The sequence below is a fragment of the Pantoea sp. GbtcB22 genome (assembly GCF_019091025.1).
GTDB lineage: Bacteria > Pseudomonadota > Gammaproteobacteria > Enterobacterales > Enterobacteriaceae > Pantoea > Pantoea leporis.
This window is the reverse complement of the sequence record NZ_JAGXKB010000005.1, coordinates 129,402-147,001: the sequence shown is the minus strand read 5'-3', so window position 1 is coordinate 147,001 and position 17,600 is coordinate 129,402. Positions and strand designations below refer to the sequence as shown.

At 55.4% G+C, this 17,600-nt stretch carries 16 protein-coding genes and 1 other RNA gene; 6 read left to right on the top strand and 11 right to left on the bottom strand.

Features of this window, described 5'->3' with window-relative positions:
* Positions 1 to 335: 335 nt before the first annotated feature.
* From ubiI to KVT28_RS16965, 4 genes are read right to left on the bottom strand one after another with little or no spacing between them, the layout of a single operon-like run.
* Positions 336 to 1,538, bottom strand: a complete 1,203-nt coding sequence (gene ubiI / locus KVT28_RS16980) for an FAD-dependent 2-octaprenylphenol hydroxylase (protein ID WP_101761951.1) — start codon at positions 1,536 to 1,538, stop codon at positions 336 to 338.
* Between the two features lie 20 nt (positions 1,539 to 1,558).
* Entirely contained in the window at positions 1,559 to 2,737 is a 1,179-nt protein-coding gene (gene ubiH, locus KVT28_RS16975; RefSeq protein ID WP_217549410.1) for a 2-octaprenyl-6-methoxyphenyl hydroxylase, read from the bottom strand.
* Positions 2,734 to 4,056 carry a Xaa-Pro aminopeptidase gene (gene pepP, locus KVT28_RS16970; protein WP_217549408.1) on the bottom strand — a complete coding sequence of 441 codons (1,323 nt, stop codon included), beginning with the start codon at positions 4,054 to 4,056 and terminating at the stop codon, positions 2,734 to 2,736. Before pepP ends, ubiH begins: the two co-directional genes overlap by 4 nt.
* 50 nt (positions 4,057 to 4,106) lie before the next feature.
* Positions 4,107 to 4,688, bottom strand: coding sequence for a YecA family protein (locus KVT28_RS16965; RefSeq protein WP_101761948.1), 582 nt, complete (start codon positions 4,686 to 4,688; stop codon positions 4,107 to 4,109).
* A 170-nt stretch (positions 4,689 to 4,858) separates the two neighbouring features.
* Between KVT28_RS16965 and zapA the strand changes: the two genes are divergently transcribed.
* The 3 genes from zapA to KVT28_RS16950 all read left to right on the top strand — a co-directional run bounded on the left by zapA (position 4,859) and on the right by KVT28_RS16950 (position 6,088).
* Positions 4,859 to 5,188 carry a cell division protein ZapA gene (gene zapA / locus KVT28_RS16960; protein WP_007890288.1) on the top strand — a complete coding sequence of 110 codons (330 nt, stop codon included), beginning with the start codon at positions 4,859 to 4,861 and terminating at the stop codon, positions 5,186 to 5,188.
* A gap of 39 nt (positions 5,189 to 5,227) precedes the next feature.
* Positions 5,228 to 5,411, top strand: a non-coding RNA gene (gene ssrS, locus KVT28_RS16955) — 6S RNA.
* Positions 5,412 to 5,491: 80 nt separating this feature from the next.
* Positions 5,492 to 6,088 carry a 5-formyltetrahydrofolate cyclo-ligase gene (locus KVT28_RS16950; RefSeq protein ID WP_101761947.1) on the top strand — a complete coding sequence of 199 codons (597 nt, stop codon included), beginning with the start codon at positions 5,492 to 5,494 and terminating at the stop codon, positions 6,086 to 6,088.
* Between the two features lie 38 nt (positions 6,089 to 6,126).
* On the opposite strand, the gene serA is transcribed toward KVT28_RS16950, so the two are convergent.
* Positions 6,127 to 7,365 (bottom strand): phosphoglycerate dehydrogenase, encoded by a 1,239-nt coding sequence (serA, locus tag KVT28_RS16945; protein ID WP_110867996.1) that lies wholly within the window; start codon positions 7,363 to 7,365, stop codon positions 6,127 to 6,129.
* A gap of 279 nt (positions 7,366 to 7,644) precedes the next feature.
* Entirely contained in the window at positions 7,645 to 8,304 is a 660-nt protein-coding gene (rpiA, locus tag KVT28_RS16940; RefSeq protein WP_110867997.1) for a ribose-5-phosphate isomerase RpiA, read from the bottom strand.
* A gap of 181 nt (positions 8,305 to 8,485) precedes the next feature.
* Here rpiA and KVT28_RS16935 point away from each other — a divergent pair, with 181 nt between their 5' ends.
* Positions 8,486 to 9,391 (top strand): LysR family transcriptional regulator ArgP, encoded by a 906-nt coding sequence (locus KVT28_RS16935; RefSeq protein ID WP_007890292.1) that lies wholly within the window; start codon positions 8,486 to 8,488, stop codon positions 9,389 to 9,391.
* Positions 9,392 to 9,429: 38 nt separating this feature from the next.
* Here the strand turns inward: KVT28_RS16935 and KVT28_RS16930 are convergent, their stop codons facing one another.
* A complete protein-coding gene (locus KVT28_RS16930; protein ID WP_101761944.1) occupies positions 9,430 to 10,158 on the bottom strand; it encodes an oxidative stress defense protein in 729 nt (242 codons plus the stop codon).
* 217 nt (positions 10,159 to 10,375) lie between these two features.
* Here KVT28_RS16930 and KVT28_RS16925 point away from each other — a divergent pair, with 217 nt between their 5' ends.
* Entirely contained in the window at positions 10,376 to 11,683 is a 1,308-nt protein-coding gene (locus KVT28_RS16925; protein ID WP_217549406.1) for an MFS transporter, read from the top strand.
* On the opposite strand, the gene KVT28_RS16920 is transcribed toward KVT28_RS16925, so the two are convergent.
* Positions 11,670 to 12,368: a transcriptional regulator gene (locus tag KVT28_RS16920; RefSeq protein ID WP_101761942.1), complete on the bottom strand. Its 699-nt coding sequence runs from the start codon at positions 12,366 to 12,368 to the stop codon at positions 11,670 to 11,672. The genes KVT28_RS16925 and KVT28_RS16920 overlap by 14 nt on opposite strands.
* 54 nt (positions 12,369 to 12,422) lie before the next feature.
* On the opposite strand from KVT28_RS16920, the gene KVT28_RS16915 reads away from it, so the two are divergent.
* On the top strand, positions 12,423 to 14,684 hold the full coding sequence (locus KVT28_RS16915) for an FAD-dependent oxidoreductase (protein ID WP_217549404.1): 2,262 nt from the start codon (positions 12,423 to 12,425) through the stop codon (positions 14,682 to 14,684).
* Here the strand turns inward: KVT28_RS16915 and argO are convergent.
* The 3 genes from argO to fbaA all read right to left on the bottom strand — a co-directional run bounded on the left by argO (position 14,681) and on the right by fbaA (position 17,576).
* Positions 14,681 to 15,304 (bottom strand): arginine exporter ArgO, encoded by a 624-nt coding sequence (gene argO, locus KVT28_RS16910; RefSeq protein WP_110868000.1) that lies wholly within the window; start codon positions 15,302 to 15,304, stop codon positions 14,681 to 14,683. The two genes, KVT28_RS16915 and argO, sit on opposite strands and share 4 nt — an antisense overlap.
* Positions 15,305 to 15,432: 128 nt before the next feature.
* Positions 15,433 to 16,308 (bottom strand): small-conductance mechanosensitive channel MscS, encoded by an 876-nt coding sequence (gene mscS, locus KVT28_RS16905; protein ID WP_101761939.1) that lies wholly within the window; start codon positions 16,306 to 16,308, stop codon positions 15,433 to 15,435.
* Between the two features lie 188 nt (positions 16,309 to 16,496).
* Complete coding sequence (fbaA, locus tag KVT28_RS16900; protein ID WP_101761938.1) at positions 16,497 to 17,576, bottom strand: class II fructose-bisphosphate aldolase; 1,080 nt, start codon at positions 17,574 to 17,576, stop codon at positions 16,497 to 16,499.
* Between the last annotated feature and the right edge of the window lie 24 nt (positions 17,577 to 17,600).

Sequence of the window (17,600 nt, the reverse complement as noted above, 5' to 3'; positions counted from 1 at the left end):
CCTAATGTGGCAATTAACCATGAGGAAAACGAGGGCGAAACACTACCACCTTTCATCAAATCATCGAACAACGCCCAGCATAAATCACTGCATTATTGTGATTAGCCTCGCACAAAATACGACTAAATTACTTTCATGCAGCAAATTGAGGGAATACACGCCACAGGATTAAGAAATGGTCCGGCATGCGCAGGGCTATGACATGAATTAATCTAATGCGAATTAAGGCGTCAAATTAGAATAAATCAAACGAGGCGCGATCGCGGTGCATCGCTGCATCATTGGGGTGCAGCAAAGAAAAACGGCGCCCAATTGGGCGCCATTAGCTGAGATGATTAGCGTATCCATCTGGGTAGATCGTTAAGCCCCATCGCCTGTTTCAGCATCAGCGGTTTAACGCCAGGTAACGTGTCGGCGAGCTTGAGGCCAACATCACGCAGCAGCTTTTTCGCGGGATGGGTGCCAGCAAACAGCTCGCGGAAACCCTGCATCCCCGCCAGCATCATCGCCGCACTGTGCTTGCGGCTGCGCTCATAGCGACGCAGATAGAGATGCTGACCAATGTCTTTGCCTTCCTGATGCAATCGACGAATTTCACCAATTAATTCAGCCGCATCCATAAAGCCGAGATTTACGCCCTGCCCGGCCAGCGGATGGATGGTGTGGGCGGCATCGCCGACCAGCGCCAAACGGTGCGCGGCAAAGTTACGCGCATAACGTGCCGTCAACGGGAAGGTTTTACGTTCACTCTCGACCTGACACAAGCCAAGACGCATATCAAACGCCACCGACAGCTGCTGATTAAATAGCGCTTCCGGCATCGATTGCAAGCGTGCCGCTTCCTGTGGCGCGAGCGACCAGACGATCGAGCATAAGTGTGGATCCTGCATCGGCAGGAACGCCAGAATACCGTCGCCGTGAAACACCTGACGCGCAATCGCATCATGCGGCATATCGGTGCGGATGTTCGCCACCAGCGCGTGATGCTCGTAATCCCAGAAAGTCAGCGGGATATCCGCTTTATCGCGCAGCCACGAATTGGCGCCGTCGGCCGCCACCAGCAAACGTGCGCTCATCATGCTGCCATCCTGCAACGTAATGAAGGCTTCGTTGTCGCCAAACGCCACTTGCTGCAGCTGCGCCGGGGCAAACAGCGTGATATCGCTACTCTGACTGGCGCGCTGCCACAACGCGCTATGAATCACTTCGTTTTCAATAATATGGCCAAGATGCGATAAACCCTGCTGCTCGTCATCAAAGCTGATTGAGCCAAAGCTGTCCTGATCCCAAACTTCCATGCCGTGATAGGCGCTGGCGCGCAGCGCCAGAATGCTCGACCAGACATCGAGCTTTTGCAGCAGACGTTCACTGGCAGCGTTGATGGCGGAGACGCGAATCGACGCATTGGCCGCCGGATCAAACTGTGGCTCGGGTGCTTTTTCCAGCACGGCAACGCGTAAGCCGCTGCCTTGGAGTCCGCAGGCGACGGCCAAACCCACCATGCCGCCTCCGGCAATTGCCACATCAAAAGTTTGCATTGCTGCCCCTTAATTCGTGCTTAACGCTTAACCCAGCCGAGCGTGCGCGCGGCAAGTGGATTTCGTAGCCAAGGCAGATGGTCCATCGCCACCAGCCCAAGATTTCGTCCTGCTACCAACGGCGCATAGCGGTTAGCAAACAGTCGGACTAAACCGTCAGTGACGCCAACAGTGGCGGCACGATCGGGCTGACGTCGCGCGGCAAAATGCTGTAATACCGCGAAACTGCCGGGATCTTTCTGCTGACGATATGCGCCTGCCAGCGTTTCCGCCAGCGACATCACATCACGCAGACCCAGGTTGAAGCCTTGTCCGGCGATTGGATGCAGCGTTTGCGCCGCGTTGCCCACCAGCGCCAGACGATGTGTCACCTGACGTTCAGCGGTTTGCAGCGCCAGCGGATAATGCTCGCGTTGACCGGTATGCGTGAAGCGCCCCAGACGCCAGCCGAATGCGCGTTGCAGTTCTTGCAGGAAGGTCGCATCATCCCACTGCTTAATCGTTGCTTGCGCCTCAAGCGGGTGGCACCACACCAGCGACATGCGGTTGCCGGACATCGGCAACAGCGCCAGCGGGCCGTATTCGGTAAAGCGCTCAAAGGCGCGGCCCTGATGCGGCAACTGCGTCGACACGTTGGCGATAACCGCCAACTGCTGATAATCGTCGCGTTGCCAGGTGATACCGCAGGACGCGCCTAAAGGTGAACGCGAACCGTCGGCGGCCACCAGTAATGCGCCTGCCAGCTGTTCGCCGCTGTTCAACATCACCTGCACATTATCCGCCGTACGCGCTACCGAAGTTACATGATCCGGGCAGCGCAGCGTGACGCCTGACGCTTTTTGCAGGCGTTGAAACAGCCGCTGGCCGACATCAAACAGTTCAACCACCTGACCGAGCGCAGGCAACTGATGATCTTGCGCTTTAAGCGAAACAAAGCCGGTATGACCGCGATCGGAAACGTGAATATCGGTGATGGGCGTGGCGCAATCGGCCAGCGAGCGCCACAGATCGATATCCGCTAACTGCTGACAGGTGCCAGCAGCCAGGGCAATCGCGCGTCCGTCAAAGCCAGGATGTGCGCGGCTGTCGGGCTGGCTGCGCTCAATCAGGGTAACCGGCAGTTGGCCTTGCGTCAGATGTGAAATCGCCAGCGCCAGAGTCGCACCGGTCATGCCGCCGCCGGCAATCAAAATGCTCATGCGTGACGTGCCGCCGCCATCAAGGCTTCAATCGCGTCAGCGTCTTTGACTACGCTGTCGGTGAGATTTTCGTTGCCGTCGGCGGTGATGACGATGTCATCTTCGATGCGAATGCCAATGCCGCGATATTGTGGCGGTACTTTGGCATCTGGCGCGATATACAAGCCAGGCTCAACCGTCAGCACCATGCCCGGCTCTAGCACGCGGTCGCGGCTTGGCGTGCCATAATGGCCGACATCGTGCACATCCAGCCCCAGCCAGTGACTCAAACCGTGCATGAAGAACGGACGATGCGCCTGCTCTTCAAACAGCGTATCGATGTTGCCATCCAGAATGCCGAGATCGACCAGGCCGGTAATCATTATGCGCACCACCTCGTCGTTAACGTCATGGATGCTGATGCCCGGACGGAACATCGACAACGCTTTGTAGAGCGAAGCCAGCACGATGTCGTAGATGGCGCGCTGCGGCTCGCTGAAGGTGCCGTTGACCGGGAAGGTGCGGGTGATATCGCCCGCGTAGCCGTGGAATTCACAGCCTGCGTCAATCAGCACTAAGTCGCCATCGCGCATTTCCGATTCGTTTTCGGTGTAGTGCAGAATACAGCCGTTTTCGCCCGAACCGACAATGGTGTTGTACGAGGGGAAACGCGCGCCGTGGCGATTGAATTCGTGATGAATTTCGCCTTCCAGCTGATATTCGAACATGCCCGGACGACAGGCTTGCATCGCTCGCGTGTGCGCCAGCGCGCTGATTTTTCCGGCGCGGCGCAGAATCTCAATCTCTTCTGCGCTTTTGAACAGGCGCATGTCGTGCACCCACGGACGCCAGTCGGTAACTGTGTCGGGCGCGCTAAGGTTTTGACGGAAGCCGCGACGCAGTTTGTCCAGCGCGCTGAACACCAGCTGATCGGCTTCTGCGTATTCGCCCTGCGCGTGGTAAACCACATCCAGGCCGTTAAGCAGTTGATGCAGCTGCTCGCCGAGGTCATCCCACGGCAAAGCGCGATCGACTCCCAGTTTCGCCGGTGCGGCATCCTGGCCAAGGCGGCGACCAAACCAGATTTCGGCCGTCAGGTTACGCACGCGATTGAACAGCACACTGTGATTGTGCTTATCATCACTTTTGATTAAGACCAGCAGCGCCTGCGGTTCATTAAAACCGGTGAAGTACCAGAAGTCGCTGTTTTGACGAAAGCTGTATTCGGTGTCGTTGCTGCGCGTCACTTCAGGTGCAGCAAAAATTAACGCCGCACTGCCTGGCGCCATGCGGGCAATCAGCGCCTGACGACGTTGTTGAAACGTATCCAAGGTAATCATGTTTGCACTCCCTGTTGAAGACGGGCCACAACGCACCCGCATTGACGCGCTTAATGTAGCGTAGGTTTCTGTACTTCTGGTGCCGTTGGCTGATGCGGACGCGTGAAGGTGTCGTGGCACAGCAGAGCGGCAACGCGCACGTACTCAATCACCTCTTCGAGTGACTGCTCCAGCTCTTCCTGATCTTCATCTTCGTCATAGCCAAGTTGTGCGATGGTGCGCAGATCGTCAATCGCTTCGCCAGTTTCGCCGGTCACTTTCTCCAGCTTCGGCTGCGTGACACCCAAACCGAGCAGGAAGTGGTTTACCCAACCGGCCAGAGCATCCGCGCGATCGAATACCGTGATGTCATCGTCTTCCGGCAACATCAGCTGGAACATAAAACCTTCGTCTTCCAACGTGGTCGCCAGGCTTTCATGCAGCGCCTGCAGCGGCTGAGACAGGCTCTGCGAAAATGCCATGCCTTCGTTGGTGAGATCGTGAACCATGGTTTTCCAGCTGGTATCCTGATTGCCGCCGCACAGAATCCCGGAAAGGAGACCATGCATTTCGGCTGGCGTCATGCCCACGCCCTGCTGTGAAAGGGCCGCGGCCAGCGCGTTGTAACTCGGCGTTGCGTTCTGTAAAGACATAAGCTTTGGTCGTCGTTGGCAGAATAAGTTCGTGTTATGCTACCACCAGGTGCCTCTGGGTTTCCAGAAAAGGGGTTGTAACTTATAACTCGGGTATATATAGTTTCGCACCTCCCAACCCATTGACCGGTAAGGGAGATGCGATCGAAGTAATCAGTTAGGATGGTGGCATGTCTGCACAACCAGTAGATATTCAAATTTTTGGTCGTTCGTTAAGAGTGAATTGCCCGCCTGAACAGCAAGATGCGCTGAATCTGGCCGCAGAGGATCTCAATCAACGGTTGCAAGATTTAAAAGTTCGCACTAGAGTCACCAATACAGAGCAACTGGTGTTCATCGCCGCGTTAAACATCTGCCACGAGTTGGCACAAGAGAAAGGTAAGACGCGCGACTATGCAGCAAACATGGAACAACGTATCCGCATGCTGCAGCAGACCATTGAACAAGCGTTAGTAGAGCAAGGTCGCATAACTGACCGCCAGGGCCCTAATTTTGAATAAAGCTTCATGGTCCTCATACTAGAGTGACGGTGAAGTAAATTTTCTCTGAGATGTTTGCAAGCGGGCCAGTCCCCTGAGCCGATATTTCATACCAACAGAATGTGACGCTCCACAATTTGTGCGCATGCTCGGTCCGTCCGAGAAGCCTAATAGTTGTGACGGCATGTTCACCTTGAACCAAGGGTTCAAGGGTTACAGCCTGCGGCGGCATCTCGGAGATCTCCATTTAGTAGCAAGTCTGTTTCCCCGGTTCGCATGATATAATCGCTTTTAAGAAGCGATTATTCCGGGGATATAGATATCATGCCAGCGCCCTCCCTTCTCGACCGTCAAGACATCCGTCAGCATGTGCGCCATTTGCGCCGTAATCTCACGTCTGAGCAACAGGAACAAGCCGCCGATCAGTTGGCTGAACACGCCATCAACATTGCGCCGATCGCTAATGCCCAACGCATTGCGCTGTTTTTATCTGTCGATGGAGAGATCAACACCCGCCCACTGATCGCCAAACTTTGGCAGCAAAAAAAGCAGGTTTATTTACCGGTGCTTCATCCCTTCTCGCCGGGCAATCTGCTGTTTATCCGTTACACGCCAGAAACGCCACTCGCGCCAAATAAACTTCACATCCCGGAACCGCCGCTGGATATCACGCAACTGGCCACGCTGGATCAGCTGGATGTGATGCTGGTGCCGCTGGTGGCGTTTGACTATGCTGGCCAACGTTTGGGAATGGGTGGCGGATTCTACGATCGCACGCTGCAAAACTGGCAGCAGCATGGTTTTCTTCCGGTGGGCATCGCACATGATTGTCAGCGCGTAGAAGCATTGCCGGTTGCCGCCTGGGATGTGCCGCTCCCCGCGATACTGACGCCATCGAAACTGTGGCAGTGGGAAGCGTGAGCAGGAAAAACAAAGGGCGCCAATGGCGCCCTGTTTAATCAGTACAGCAGACGGGCGCGGATGGTGCCCGGAATCGCCTTCATCGCCTGCAGCGCTTTATCCGCTGCATCCTGCTCAGCATCAATATCGATCACCACGTAGCCCATAATCGGCGTGGTTTGCAGATACTGCGCGGCGATGTTGATGCCCTGCTCGGCAAAAATCTGGTTAATGGCGGTCAGCACACCCGGACGGTTTTCATGGATGTGCAGCAGACGGCTAGCACTTGCCGCATGCATCGGCAGTGAGACTTCCGGGAAGTTAACCGCAGACAGCGTAGAACCGTTGTCGGAGTATTTCGCCAGCTTGCCAGCCACTTCGATACCGATGTTTTCCTGCGCTTCCTGCGTTGAACCACCAATGTGCGGCGTCAGGATCACGTTATCGAACTCGCACAGCGGTGAGTTAAACGGATCGCTGTTAGTCGCAGGCTCGACCGGGAAGACGTCGATAGCGGCACCGGACAGATGTTTATTCGCCAGGGCATCACACAGCGCCGGAATATCGATCACGGTACCGCGCGCGGCGTTGATCAGCAGCGCACCCGGCTTCATCAGCGCCAGCTCTTCCGCGCCAATCATGTTCTGAGTGGATGGCGTTTCAGGAACGTGCAGGCTGACCACGTCGCTCATGTTGAGCAGATCGGAGAGATGACGCACCTGAGTGGCGTTACCCAGCGGCAGCTTGCTTTCGATATCGTAGAAGAACACGTGCATACCGAGGCTTTCTGCCAGTACACCCAGCTGCATGCCGATGTGGCCGTAACCGATGATGCCCAGTTTCTTGCCGCGAGCTTCAAACGAACCGTTGGCGACTTTATTCCAGATGCCACGGTGCGCTTTGGCGTTGGCTTCCGGAATGCCACGCAGCATCAGCAGCATTTCGCCAATCACCAGCTCTGCAACAGAACGGGTGTTGGAGAACGGCGCGTTGAACACCGGCACACCGCGTTTCGCCGCTGCCGCGAGATCAACCTGGTTAGTACCGATACAGAAGCAGCCGACTGCTACCAGCTTTTCTGCGGCAGCAAAGATCTCTTCAGTCAGTTGGGTACGGGAACGGATACCAATGAAGTGCGCATCGCGGATGGAGGATTTCAGCGACTCCGCATCCAGCGCCCCTTTGTGAAACTCGATGTTGGTGTAGCCTGCTGCACGCAGGTTTTCCAGCGCACTCTGGTGAACGCCTTCCACCAGCAGGAACTTAATCTTGTCTTTTTCCAGTGATACCTTTGCCATTTCCCGACCCTATTCAGAATTCAATGAGGACTACCATAAGGTAGCCTTCTGTCAAAATATCAAAAATTTCGTGCGCAGCAATACAAACGATTGCCTGGGAGCCAGCACGCGCCCACGCGGAGACAGCACAATGCCGTACAAAATCGTGACATCCTTAATGGACGAAGTACGAACTTACTGCTGATGAATCTTTTGTGACATAAGTCACCAAATTTCAGCCTGGTGAGAAAAGATGTTTTGCGGATGGAAATAACCGGCGCATTACGCGCGCCGGACAGATCATTTTACGATGGTTTTCACGCCTTCTGCGGTACCAATCAGTGCGACGTCCGCACCACGTCCCGCAAACAGGCCAACGGTCACTACGCCCGGCAGCGCATTAATGGTTTTTTCCAGCTCAATGGGATCGAGAATACGCAGATTATGCACGTCGAGAATAATGTTGCCGTTGTCGGTAATGACGTTCTGGCGATACTCAGGCAAGCCGCCGAGTTTGACCAGTTCACGCGCCACATACGAACGCGCCATCGGAATCACTTCAACCGGCAGCGGGAAATGGCCCAGCACATCAACTTCTTTCGATGCATCGGCAATGCAGACAAATTTCTTCGCCACCGCCGCAACGATTTTCTCACGCGTCAGCGCTGCGCCACCGCCTTTGATCATCTGCATCTGCGGATTGATCTCATCGGCGCCATCAACATACACCGACAGCTCATCAATTTCGTTGAGATCGAAGATGTGAATGCCCAGCGCTTTCAGTTTCTCCGTTGAGGCTTCCGAGCTGGAAACCGCACCTTCAATCTGATTCTTCATGGTGCCGAGTGCATCAATAAAATGCGCCGCCGTTGAACCCGTGCCTACGCCGACAATAGTGCCGGGCTCTACGTACTGCAGAGCTGCCCAACCTACCGCTTTTTTCAGTTCATCCTGGGTCATGGTATGTTTAAAACCTGTGCGACATCGAAGTGCGCGTAGTATAAAACAAGGCGCTGTAAAAAAGCGCGACTGTTAGACAGCCGATTTAACGCTTTGGAAGCCAGCCCGCAAAAATGCGCCGCAGCACAATTTGACAGTTTTATGGCATAGTAATGTCCACCCTGAACGAGAGAGAACAACAATGAAACGCCCGGATTATCGAACGCTTCAGGCGCTGGATGCTGTGATTCGCGAGCGCGGCTTTGAGCGTGCGGCACAAAAACTCTGCATTACCCAATCGGCGGTTTCGCAGCGTATTAAACAGCTGGAAAATTTATTTGGTCAGCCGCTGCTGGTGCGCACCGTGCCGCCGCGTCCGACCGAGCAGGGACAAAAGTTACTGGCGTTGTTGCATCAGGTTGAACTGCTGGAAGAGGAGTGGCTGGGTGATGATAACGGTGGAACCACGCCGCTGTTGCTGTCGCTGGCGGTCAACGCCGACAGCCTGGCCACCTGGCTGCTGCCCGCGCTGAAAGACGTGCTGGCCGATTCGCCAGTGCGCCTGAATTTGCAGGTGGAAGATGAAACCCGCACGCAGGAACGCCTACGTCGCGGTGAAGTGGTCGGCGCGGTGAGTATTCAGCCGCAGCCGCTGCCAAGCTGTCTGGTGGATCAACTGGGTGCGCTCGATTATCTGTTCTGCGCCTCACCTGATTTTGCTGCTCGCTATTTCCCGAACGGCGTAACACGCTCTGCGCTGCTGAAAGCGCCGGCGGTGGCATTTGATCATCTGGACGATATGCATCAGGCGTTTTTACAGCAGAACTTTGACCTGTCGCCGGGCAGCGTGCCTTGCCACATCGTTAACTCGTCAGAAGCCTTTGTGCAGCTGGCGCGTCAGGGTTCGGTGTGCTGTATGATTCCGCATCTGCAGATTGAGCGCGAGTTAGCGCAAGGTGAACTGGTGGATTTGACGCCAGGCCTGTATCAGCGTCGTATGCTGTACTGGCACCGGTTTGCGCCGGAAAGTCGTTTAATGCGCAGCGTGACCGACGCGCTGATTGCGCACGGACATCGCGTGCTGCGTCAGGATGTGTTGCCCGCGTAAAGATCAGGTCGCCCTTCATGGCGACCTGATATCAAACCTTACGGCGTGTTTGGTTTGATTTCAAAGACGACATCCACCTGATCGTCAAAGTGAATGCTCTGCTGCTCGTAAGTTTGCTGCGCGGTGGTATCAGCTTGTACTGCGGCGGCCTTATACATGCGCGCCATCGGCATCGGTTGATAGTTCGCAACGTGATAGCGGATGCTGTAAACCGAACCTAACTTAGCGTTAAACCCTTCTGCCAGCGCGTTAGCCTGTTGCGTAGCATTAGCGATGGCCACTTTACGCGCCTTCTCTTTGTAGCTGTCCGGATTCGCCACACCTAACTCGACCGAACGAATTTCATTCAGGCCAGATTTTAACGCGCCATCCAACAGCTCGTTGAGTTTGTCCAGCTGGCGCAGCGTTACCTGTACCTGACGCTCGGCACGATAGCCTTTCAGTACCGACTTACCTTCTTTGGTGTAATCGTACTCTGGCTGCGTGCTGAGGTTTGCCGCATCAATATCTTTTTTCTCGATACCGTTCTTTTGCAGGAAATCGAAATATTGCGCCACGCGATCATCAGCTTGTTTCTTCGCTTCTGCCGCGTCTTTCGACGAAACATTCACCACAATCGCGAGCGTCGCGAGATCTGGCGTGGCATCAACGCTTGCCTGTCCAGAAGTCACCACATGCGGTCCATTTGGCAATTCGCCTGCCTGAACTAAACCGGACAGTGCGCCCGTGCTCATTACGGCGGCCAGCGCCAGTGCTTTCAGTTTCACGAAAGTCCTCCTTGAGGGATTCAATTTGCAGGTCGCCATTATGGCTAAACCCAAAACACATTAACATGTGTGCTTATCTGATTAGTAAACGGCTCAAAAGTTCGAGCAATCTCCTTTTTAACGTAGCCGCGATCGCAAATTTAGCTGTACGGATTCGCCAATAAAACACTTATTCGTTTCTATTAAAGAAACACCTCTGAGTTCGGGAGAGTTGCCAATGACAGAACAGCCACTTAGCCAAACCGTTGCCAGCGCTCGCGCGGGACGCACGCGCTTTCTGATGCTCGGTCTGGTGTTTATTAACATCATTATCAACTATATGGATCGCACTAACCTGTCGGTTGCCGCTACGGCAATGGCTGGCGAATTGCGCTTCTCGCCCATGGAGATGGGATTGATCTTTTCCGCCTTTGGCTGGATCTACGCTGCGCTACAGATTCCCGGCGGCTTCCTCATCGATCGCCTTGGTGCGCGCGTCGTTTATGGCGTCGGTTTATTTGCCTGGTCGCTGATCACCGCGCTGCACGCGCTTGCCAACAGCTTTGGCGCGCTATTTGGTCTGCGGCTCGGCGTCGGCGCTTTTGAAGCGCCGGTGATGCCCTCGAACAACCGGGTGATCTCTAGCTGGTTCCCGGAGCAAGAGCGCGCCAGTGCGATCGGTATTTACTCCTCAGCGCAGTTTGTCGGCCTGGCGTGTATGACGCCGCTGCTGTTTCATCTGCAGGATGCTTTTGGCTGGCGCGGACTGTTTTTGATCACCGGACTTGCGGGGATGATTTGGGCGCTGGTGTGGTATTGGCTCTACCGCGAGCCGAATCAGCATCAAGGCGTGTCAAAAGCTGAGCTCAGCTATTTGCGTGACAACGGTGCGTTGCTGGAGAGTCGACAAAATTCGCAGCAGCCCGTAGCGCGCTGGGGCGATTTGGCGCAGATGTTCCGCAGTCGTAAATTGGTCGGCATCTACATTGGCCAGTTCACCATTTCCGCCACCTTCTGGTTCTTCCTCACCTGGTTCCCGACGTATCTGGTGGAGTATCGCCACATGGGCTTCATCAAGAGCGGCTATGTTGCTTCGGTGCCCTACTTCGCCGCCTTCTGTGGCGTGCTGCTGGCCGGATTTGCCTCAGATCGCATGATACGTCGCGGTATCTCCGCCAGCGTGGCGCGCAAGCTACCGGTGATTCTCGGCCTGTTCCTGACGCTGTTTATCCTTGGCGCCAATTACACCAACGACTCCACGCTGATTATTCTGTTTATGTCGCTGGCGTTCTTCGGCAACGGCCTGGCGACCATTACCTGGGTGTTTGTCACGGCGTTGGCGCCGCGCCACTTGATTGGTCTGGCGGGCGGGGTATTTAACTTTACCGGTGCGCTGTCATCCATCGTGGTGCCGATTGCCATTGGTGCGTTAATCGACGGCGATAACTTCGCGCCAGCCCTGGCATTTATCGCCGTGCTGGCCGCGATTGGCATCTGCAGTTACCTGTTTATTGTCGGGAAAATCGATCATGTTAGCGCGGGGTGAACACGGTTTGCGCCAGCGATTGCAACTGTTGCAGGCGCTGCGCGAGGTGCGCCTCATCGTCCTGCCAGATTTTGGCGAACGCCAATGCCGCGCGATTGTGATCAATCGGCTGCGCCATACTGATTTCGCCATCATCGCGGTGCCAGATCAGGTAACCCTCAGCACGCTTACGCGCCAGCAGCGGCGCGATTTGCAGCCACTGTTCTTCGCTAAAACGCGGGCGCAGCGCCTCGTCACTTTCCGCCGCCAGCAACGACACGCCAATCACCGATTGCCACGCGGGCAGCATGCGGAAACCGGCCAGCGCCTGGCTGGCGTTAATGCGTTCACCGGGTTCCGAGTGCCAGATGTAGATCACCTGATCCTCCCACAACACGCCCAGCGCCACCACGATATCGCGCGGCGCGTGGCGTTCCAGCTGCGGCAACGCCTGCGCGAACAGCGAAGATCCGCGAATCGCCTGTGCCGCCAGCGCGTGAATACCGGGGCCAGGCAGATAGCGTCGATGCTCATCCTGCGTCGTCAGTCCAATCGACGCCATGGTCATCAGCAGTCGATTCACACGCGTGCTGTTCATCCCCATCTGGCGCGCCAGTTCACGGCAACCCACGGCCTTGTCACTGGACACCAGATATTGCAGACAGCGAATACCGTCAATCAGGCTTTGGTTCGGTTGAGAAGACATAGATCACCTGCGGCGGGCAAACTCCAATCTTAGCCTTAGAGTCAGAGGAATGAAATGATGCAAACTTTCTCTACGCAAAATGAGCGCCACTTTCCGCAACAACGACTACAAGCGGAGTTACTGATCGTCGGCGGTGGACTGGCGGGCGTGTGTGCCGCGCTGGCCGCCGCGCGCGATGGCCTGGATGTGGTGCTGATTCAGGATCGCCCGGTGCTGGGCGGTAACGCTTCCAGCGAAGTGCGCTTGTGGGCCAACGGTGCGACCTCACACATGGGCAATAACAATCGCTGGGCGCGCGAAGGCGGCATCATGGGCGAGATCATGGAGGAGAACCTGTGGCGCAATAAAGAGGGCAATCCGGTACTGTTCGATATGGTGCTGCTGGACATCGTACAGGCGCAGCCCGGCCTGACTTTGCTGCTCAATACGGTGGTGACCGATATCGAAAAATCTGGCCGCCGCTTGCTGTCAGTGCAGGCGTTCAACGCCATTAATCAAACGCGTTATCAGGTTTCGGCTACACAGTTTATCGATGCCAGCGGCGATGGCGTATTGGGCTATCTGGCCGGTGCGGCGCATCGCGTGGGCGCGGAATCCGTGGAGGAGTTTGGCGAGAAGATGGCGCCGGGCGAGAATTTCGGCCACAAGCTCGGTCATTCCATTTACTTCTACACCAAGCGCACGGCACAACCGGTACGCTTCGTTGCGCCCTCTTTCGCACTAAAAGAGATCACCGCCATTCCGCGCTATAAACGGCTAAGTTCAGAGCTGAACGGCTGCGATTTATGGTGGCTGGAATGGGGCGGACGGCTCGATACCGTGCATGAGAGCGAAACCATCAAGTGGGAACTGTGGAAAATTGTCTGGGGCGTGTGGGATTACATCAAAAACTCCGGCGAATTTTCCGATGCCGATAACCTCACCATCGAATGGGTGGGCCTGATTCCCGGCAAGCGCGAGAGCCGGCGTTTTCTCGGCGAGACGATGCTGTGCCAGCAGGACATCATCGAACAACGCGACCACTACGATGCGGTGGCGTATGGTGGCTGGTCGATTGATCTGCATCCGGCCGACGGCGTCTACAGCGAACACGATGGCTGTCGTCAGTTCCACAGCAAAGGGACTTACACCATTCCCTTCCGCGCGCTCTACAGCCAGTCGCTGGACAATCAGCTGCTCACCGGCCGACTGATCTCCGCTACGCACGTCGCCTTTGGCAGCGCACGCGTCATGTGCACCTGCGGCGTGCTGGGCGAAGTGGTGGGCCGCGCGGCGGCGCTGTGCCAGCAACAGCAGATCACGCCCGCCGAACTGGCGCAGCCTGAGCGCGTTGGGCAGCTGCAGCAGCATCTGCTGCGTCAGGGTGCGTTTATCCCGCGACATCCGTTGGCCAACCCAGCGCGCGAGGCGTATGTTACGGTGAGCAGCACCTTAGAGTTGCGCGCCCTGCCCGCCGATGCCGGTTGGCAGCCGCTGCAATCTCGCTGTGCGTTGCTGCTGCCGCTCAAAGCGGGCGAACGCTTGCCGGCAATCAGCGTGCAGCTGCGTGCCGCCAACGCGCAGAAATTACAGGTATCGCTGCTCACCAGCGCTAATCCGGCCAATACCTGCGGCGACTGCCAACTGAGCACGCAAAGTATCACGGTTACTGAGCAAGGCACTTATCGACTGAGCTTTGATTATCGCGCCGAATGCGATCGCTATGTATTTATCGCCTTTGAGGAGAACGCTGCGATTGAGGTTGCATTAACCAGCCAGCGTTTGCCGGGCGTGATGATGGTGTTCAACAGTCTCAATCCGCGCGTGGCGAAACGCACACGCCAGATTAACGATGGCGATTACGGCGTTGATGAGTTTGATTTCTGGCTGCCGCGCCGGGCTCCACAGCAAATCCTGCTGGCCTTTGCGCTGGAAACGCCGCTGCAGCTTTGGCACCGCGACTATCTGCTCAACGGCAAGCTGCGCCCGGAACAGCACACTAACTGCTGGGTGCCGGCGCAGGATGACACGCATCCCAACGTCAGCTGGCATTGGAATGAACCGCAGCAGGCGAAACACATTACCTTGCTGTTTGACAACGACTTCGACCATGCGATGGAAACGGTGCAAATGGGCCACGCACAGGCTGTGACGCCGCACTGCACCACACATTATCGCGTATGGCTGGATGAGATGCTTTTGGCAGACGTGACGGAAAATCATCACTCGCTGTGTCATCACGCGGTGCCAGAAGGCGTGAGTTTTAGCCAGATTCGACTGGAGTTGCTCGCCAGTGCGGGCGCGCTGCCCGCACTGTACGGATTACATCTGCATTAGAGTGCAGCAATGCCCTGACGCGCCAGCTGAATGGCGATAAACCACATCACGCCGCCGACCAGCAAATTGATAATGCGCTGCGCCCGCACGGTGCGCAGCCGCGGCGACAGCCACGCGGCCAGCAGCGCCAGGCCGAAGAACCAGATAATTGAGGCACTCACGGTGCCAAATGCAAACCAACGACGCGCGTCTTCAGACGGAAGCTGGCTACCGAGGCTGCCGAGCACCACAAAGGTGTCGAGATAGACGTGCGGATTGAGCCAGGTCACCGCCAGAATAGTAGCGATGATGCGCCAGCGACCTTGCTTTATCTCCGCATCAGATGCCAGCGACACATCACCTTGCCATGCAGCGCGCAGCGCGCCCCAACCGTACCACAGCAAAAATGCCACGCCCGCCCAAGTGATCAGCATCAGTAAGAGAGGCGATTGATTCAGCAACGCGCTGCCGCCAAAAATCCCACCACAGATCAGCGCAATATCGCTAAGGGTACATAGCGATGCGGTCATCAGGTGGTAATGGCGCTTAATGCCCTGATTCATCACAAAAGCATTTTGCGGGCCTAACGGCAAAATCAGCGCAGCACCAAGGGCAAGCCCTTGTAAATAAACAGATAACACGGAAATAACCTTAATAACTGGTGAGATGCGGTGCAGTATAGTGACGCGAAGATATTAGAGGAAATTGAAATATTTAATAGGCTATTAGAATGAGTAATAAAAAAGGCACCCGCAGGTGCCCTTCTCTATTATTCGCTGCGTGCAGGCTGTTGTTGCTCGCTCTTCACCTGATGCAGATGCACATCCATCTGCGGGTAAGGAATACCGATGCCGTTCGCGTCCAGCGTACGTTTGAAGTTCTTCATCAGATCCCAATAGACGTTTTGCAGATCGCTGCTTTTACTCCAGCAACGCACCACAAAGTTGAGCGATGAAGCCGCCAGTTCATTTAGGCCGATCTGTACGCCGAGGTCTTGCAGTACGCGCTCGTCCGCATCAACCACTTCACGCAACAGGCTAATAACCTGATCGACATCCGCATCGTAAGCCACACCAATAATGAACTCGTTGCGACGGATCGGTTCACGTGAATAGTTAACGATATTGCCGGCGATAATTTTACCGTTGGGTACCACCACGATTTTGCCATCAGCGCTTTTCAGCGTAGTGGAGAAAATCTGCACGTTCTGTACGGTACCCATCACGCCGCCGAGATCGACAAACTCACCGGTTTTGAACGGGCGGAAGGTCACCAACAGCACGCCAGCAGCCAGGTTGGACAGCGAACCTTGCAGCGCCAAACCCACCGCCAAGCCAGCAGCACCCAGCACGGCAATCACTGAGGCGGTTTGTACGCCAACGCGTCCCAGTGCAGCAATGACGGTAAAAGCGATAATTCCGTAGCGCACCATTGCAGAAAGGAAATCTGCCACAGTGGCATCAATATGACGCGCCAGCAGAACGCGGTTAATCGCATTGGAGACGATGCGCGCAATGAACATACCAATGATGATGGTAATAATCGCCGCCACAATATTGACCGCATAGCTCAGGATCAACGCCTGATTACGTATCAGCCATCCACCAGCACTATTAATGCCATCAACGACATGTAAATCTTCCATTTGTTAGCCCTGTTGTTGAGTTTCCCGCGGGAAATTGCCAAAAACTGCCAGATTGACTCCGACACTCCGAATACAAGGGTAAACAAAAATAAGGCGAAGCGCCAAAAATGGCCTGAATTCGTGGGATTTTCTGGATGAGACGCATAAAAAAAGGCCCCTGCGGGCCTTTTTTGTACTGTACCGAAAAATTACAGTACGTCGACAGCGTTAAGCTCTTTGAAAGCCTGCTCCAGGCGAACAACCATTGAAGCCTGCGCAGAACGCAGCCACACGCGTGGATCGTAATATTTCTTGTTCGGGCTATCTGAACCATTTGGGTTACCCAGCTGGCCTTGCAGATAGTCTTCGTTCTTTTTGTAGTACTGCAGAATACCGTCCCACGTTGCCCATTGGGTGTCGGTATCGATGTTCATCTTGATCACGCCGTAGCCGATAGACTCTTCGATTTCTGCAGCAGAAGAACCTGAACCACCGTGAAACACAAAGTTCAGCGCGTTATGCGGCAAGTTGTGTTTTTTAGTCACGTATTCCTGAGAATCACGCAGGATAGTCGGCGTCAGTTTCACGTTGCCTGGCTTGTACACGCCGTGCACGTTACCGAATGAAGCGGCGATGGTGAAACGTGGGCTGATTTTGCTCAGCTCGGTGTAAGCGTAATCAACGTCTTCTGGCTGAGTGTACAGCGCAGAAGCGTCCATGTGGCTGTTGTCCACGCCGTCTTCTTCGCCACCGGTACAACCCAGTTCGATTTCCAGGGTCATATCCAGTTTGGCCATGCGCGCTAGATACTTAGAAGAGATTTCGATGTTCTCTTCCAGAGACTCTTCAGACAGGTCGATCATGTGAGAAGAGAACAGCGGCTTACCGGTTTTCTTGAAGTGCTCTTCACCCGCGTCCAGCAGACCGTCGATCCACGGCAGCAGTTTCTTGGCGCAGTGGTCGGTATGCAGGATTACTGGCACACCGTACTGTTCAGCCATCAGATGCACATGGTATGCACCCGCGATAGCGCCGAAGATAGCCGCGCCCTGCGGCTTGTCGGTTTTGAAACCTTTACCGGCGATGAAGGCAGCACCACCATTGGAGAACTGAACGATGACCGGCGCTTTCACTTTGGCCGCAGCTTCCAATACCGCGTTAATAGAATCCGTGCCGACGCAGTTAACTGCTGGCAGAGCGAATTTGTTCTCTTTCGCTACCTGGAAAATTTTCTGAACGTCGTCACCAGTGACAACGCCGGGTTTTACGAAATCAAAAATTTTAGACATGTTTGTGTCCCGTTTCGTTACCGT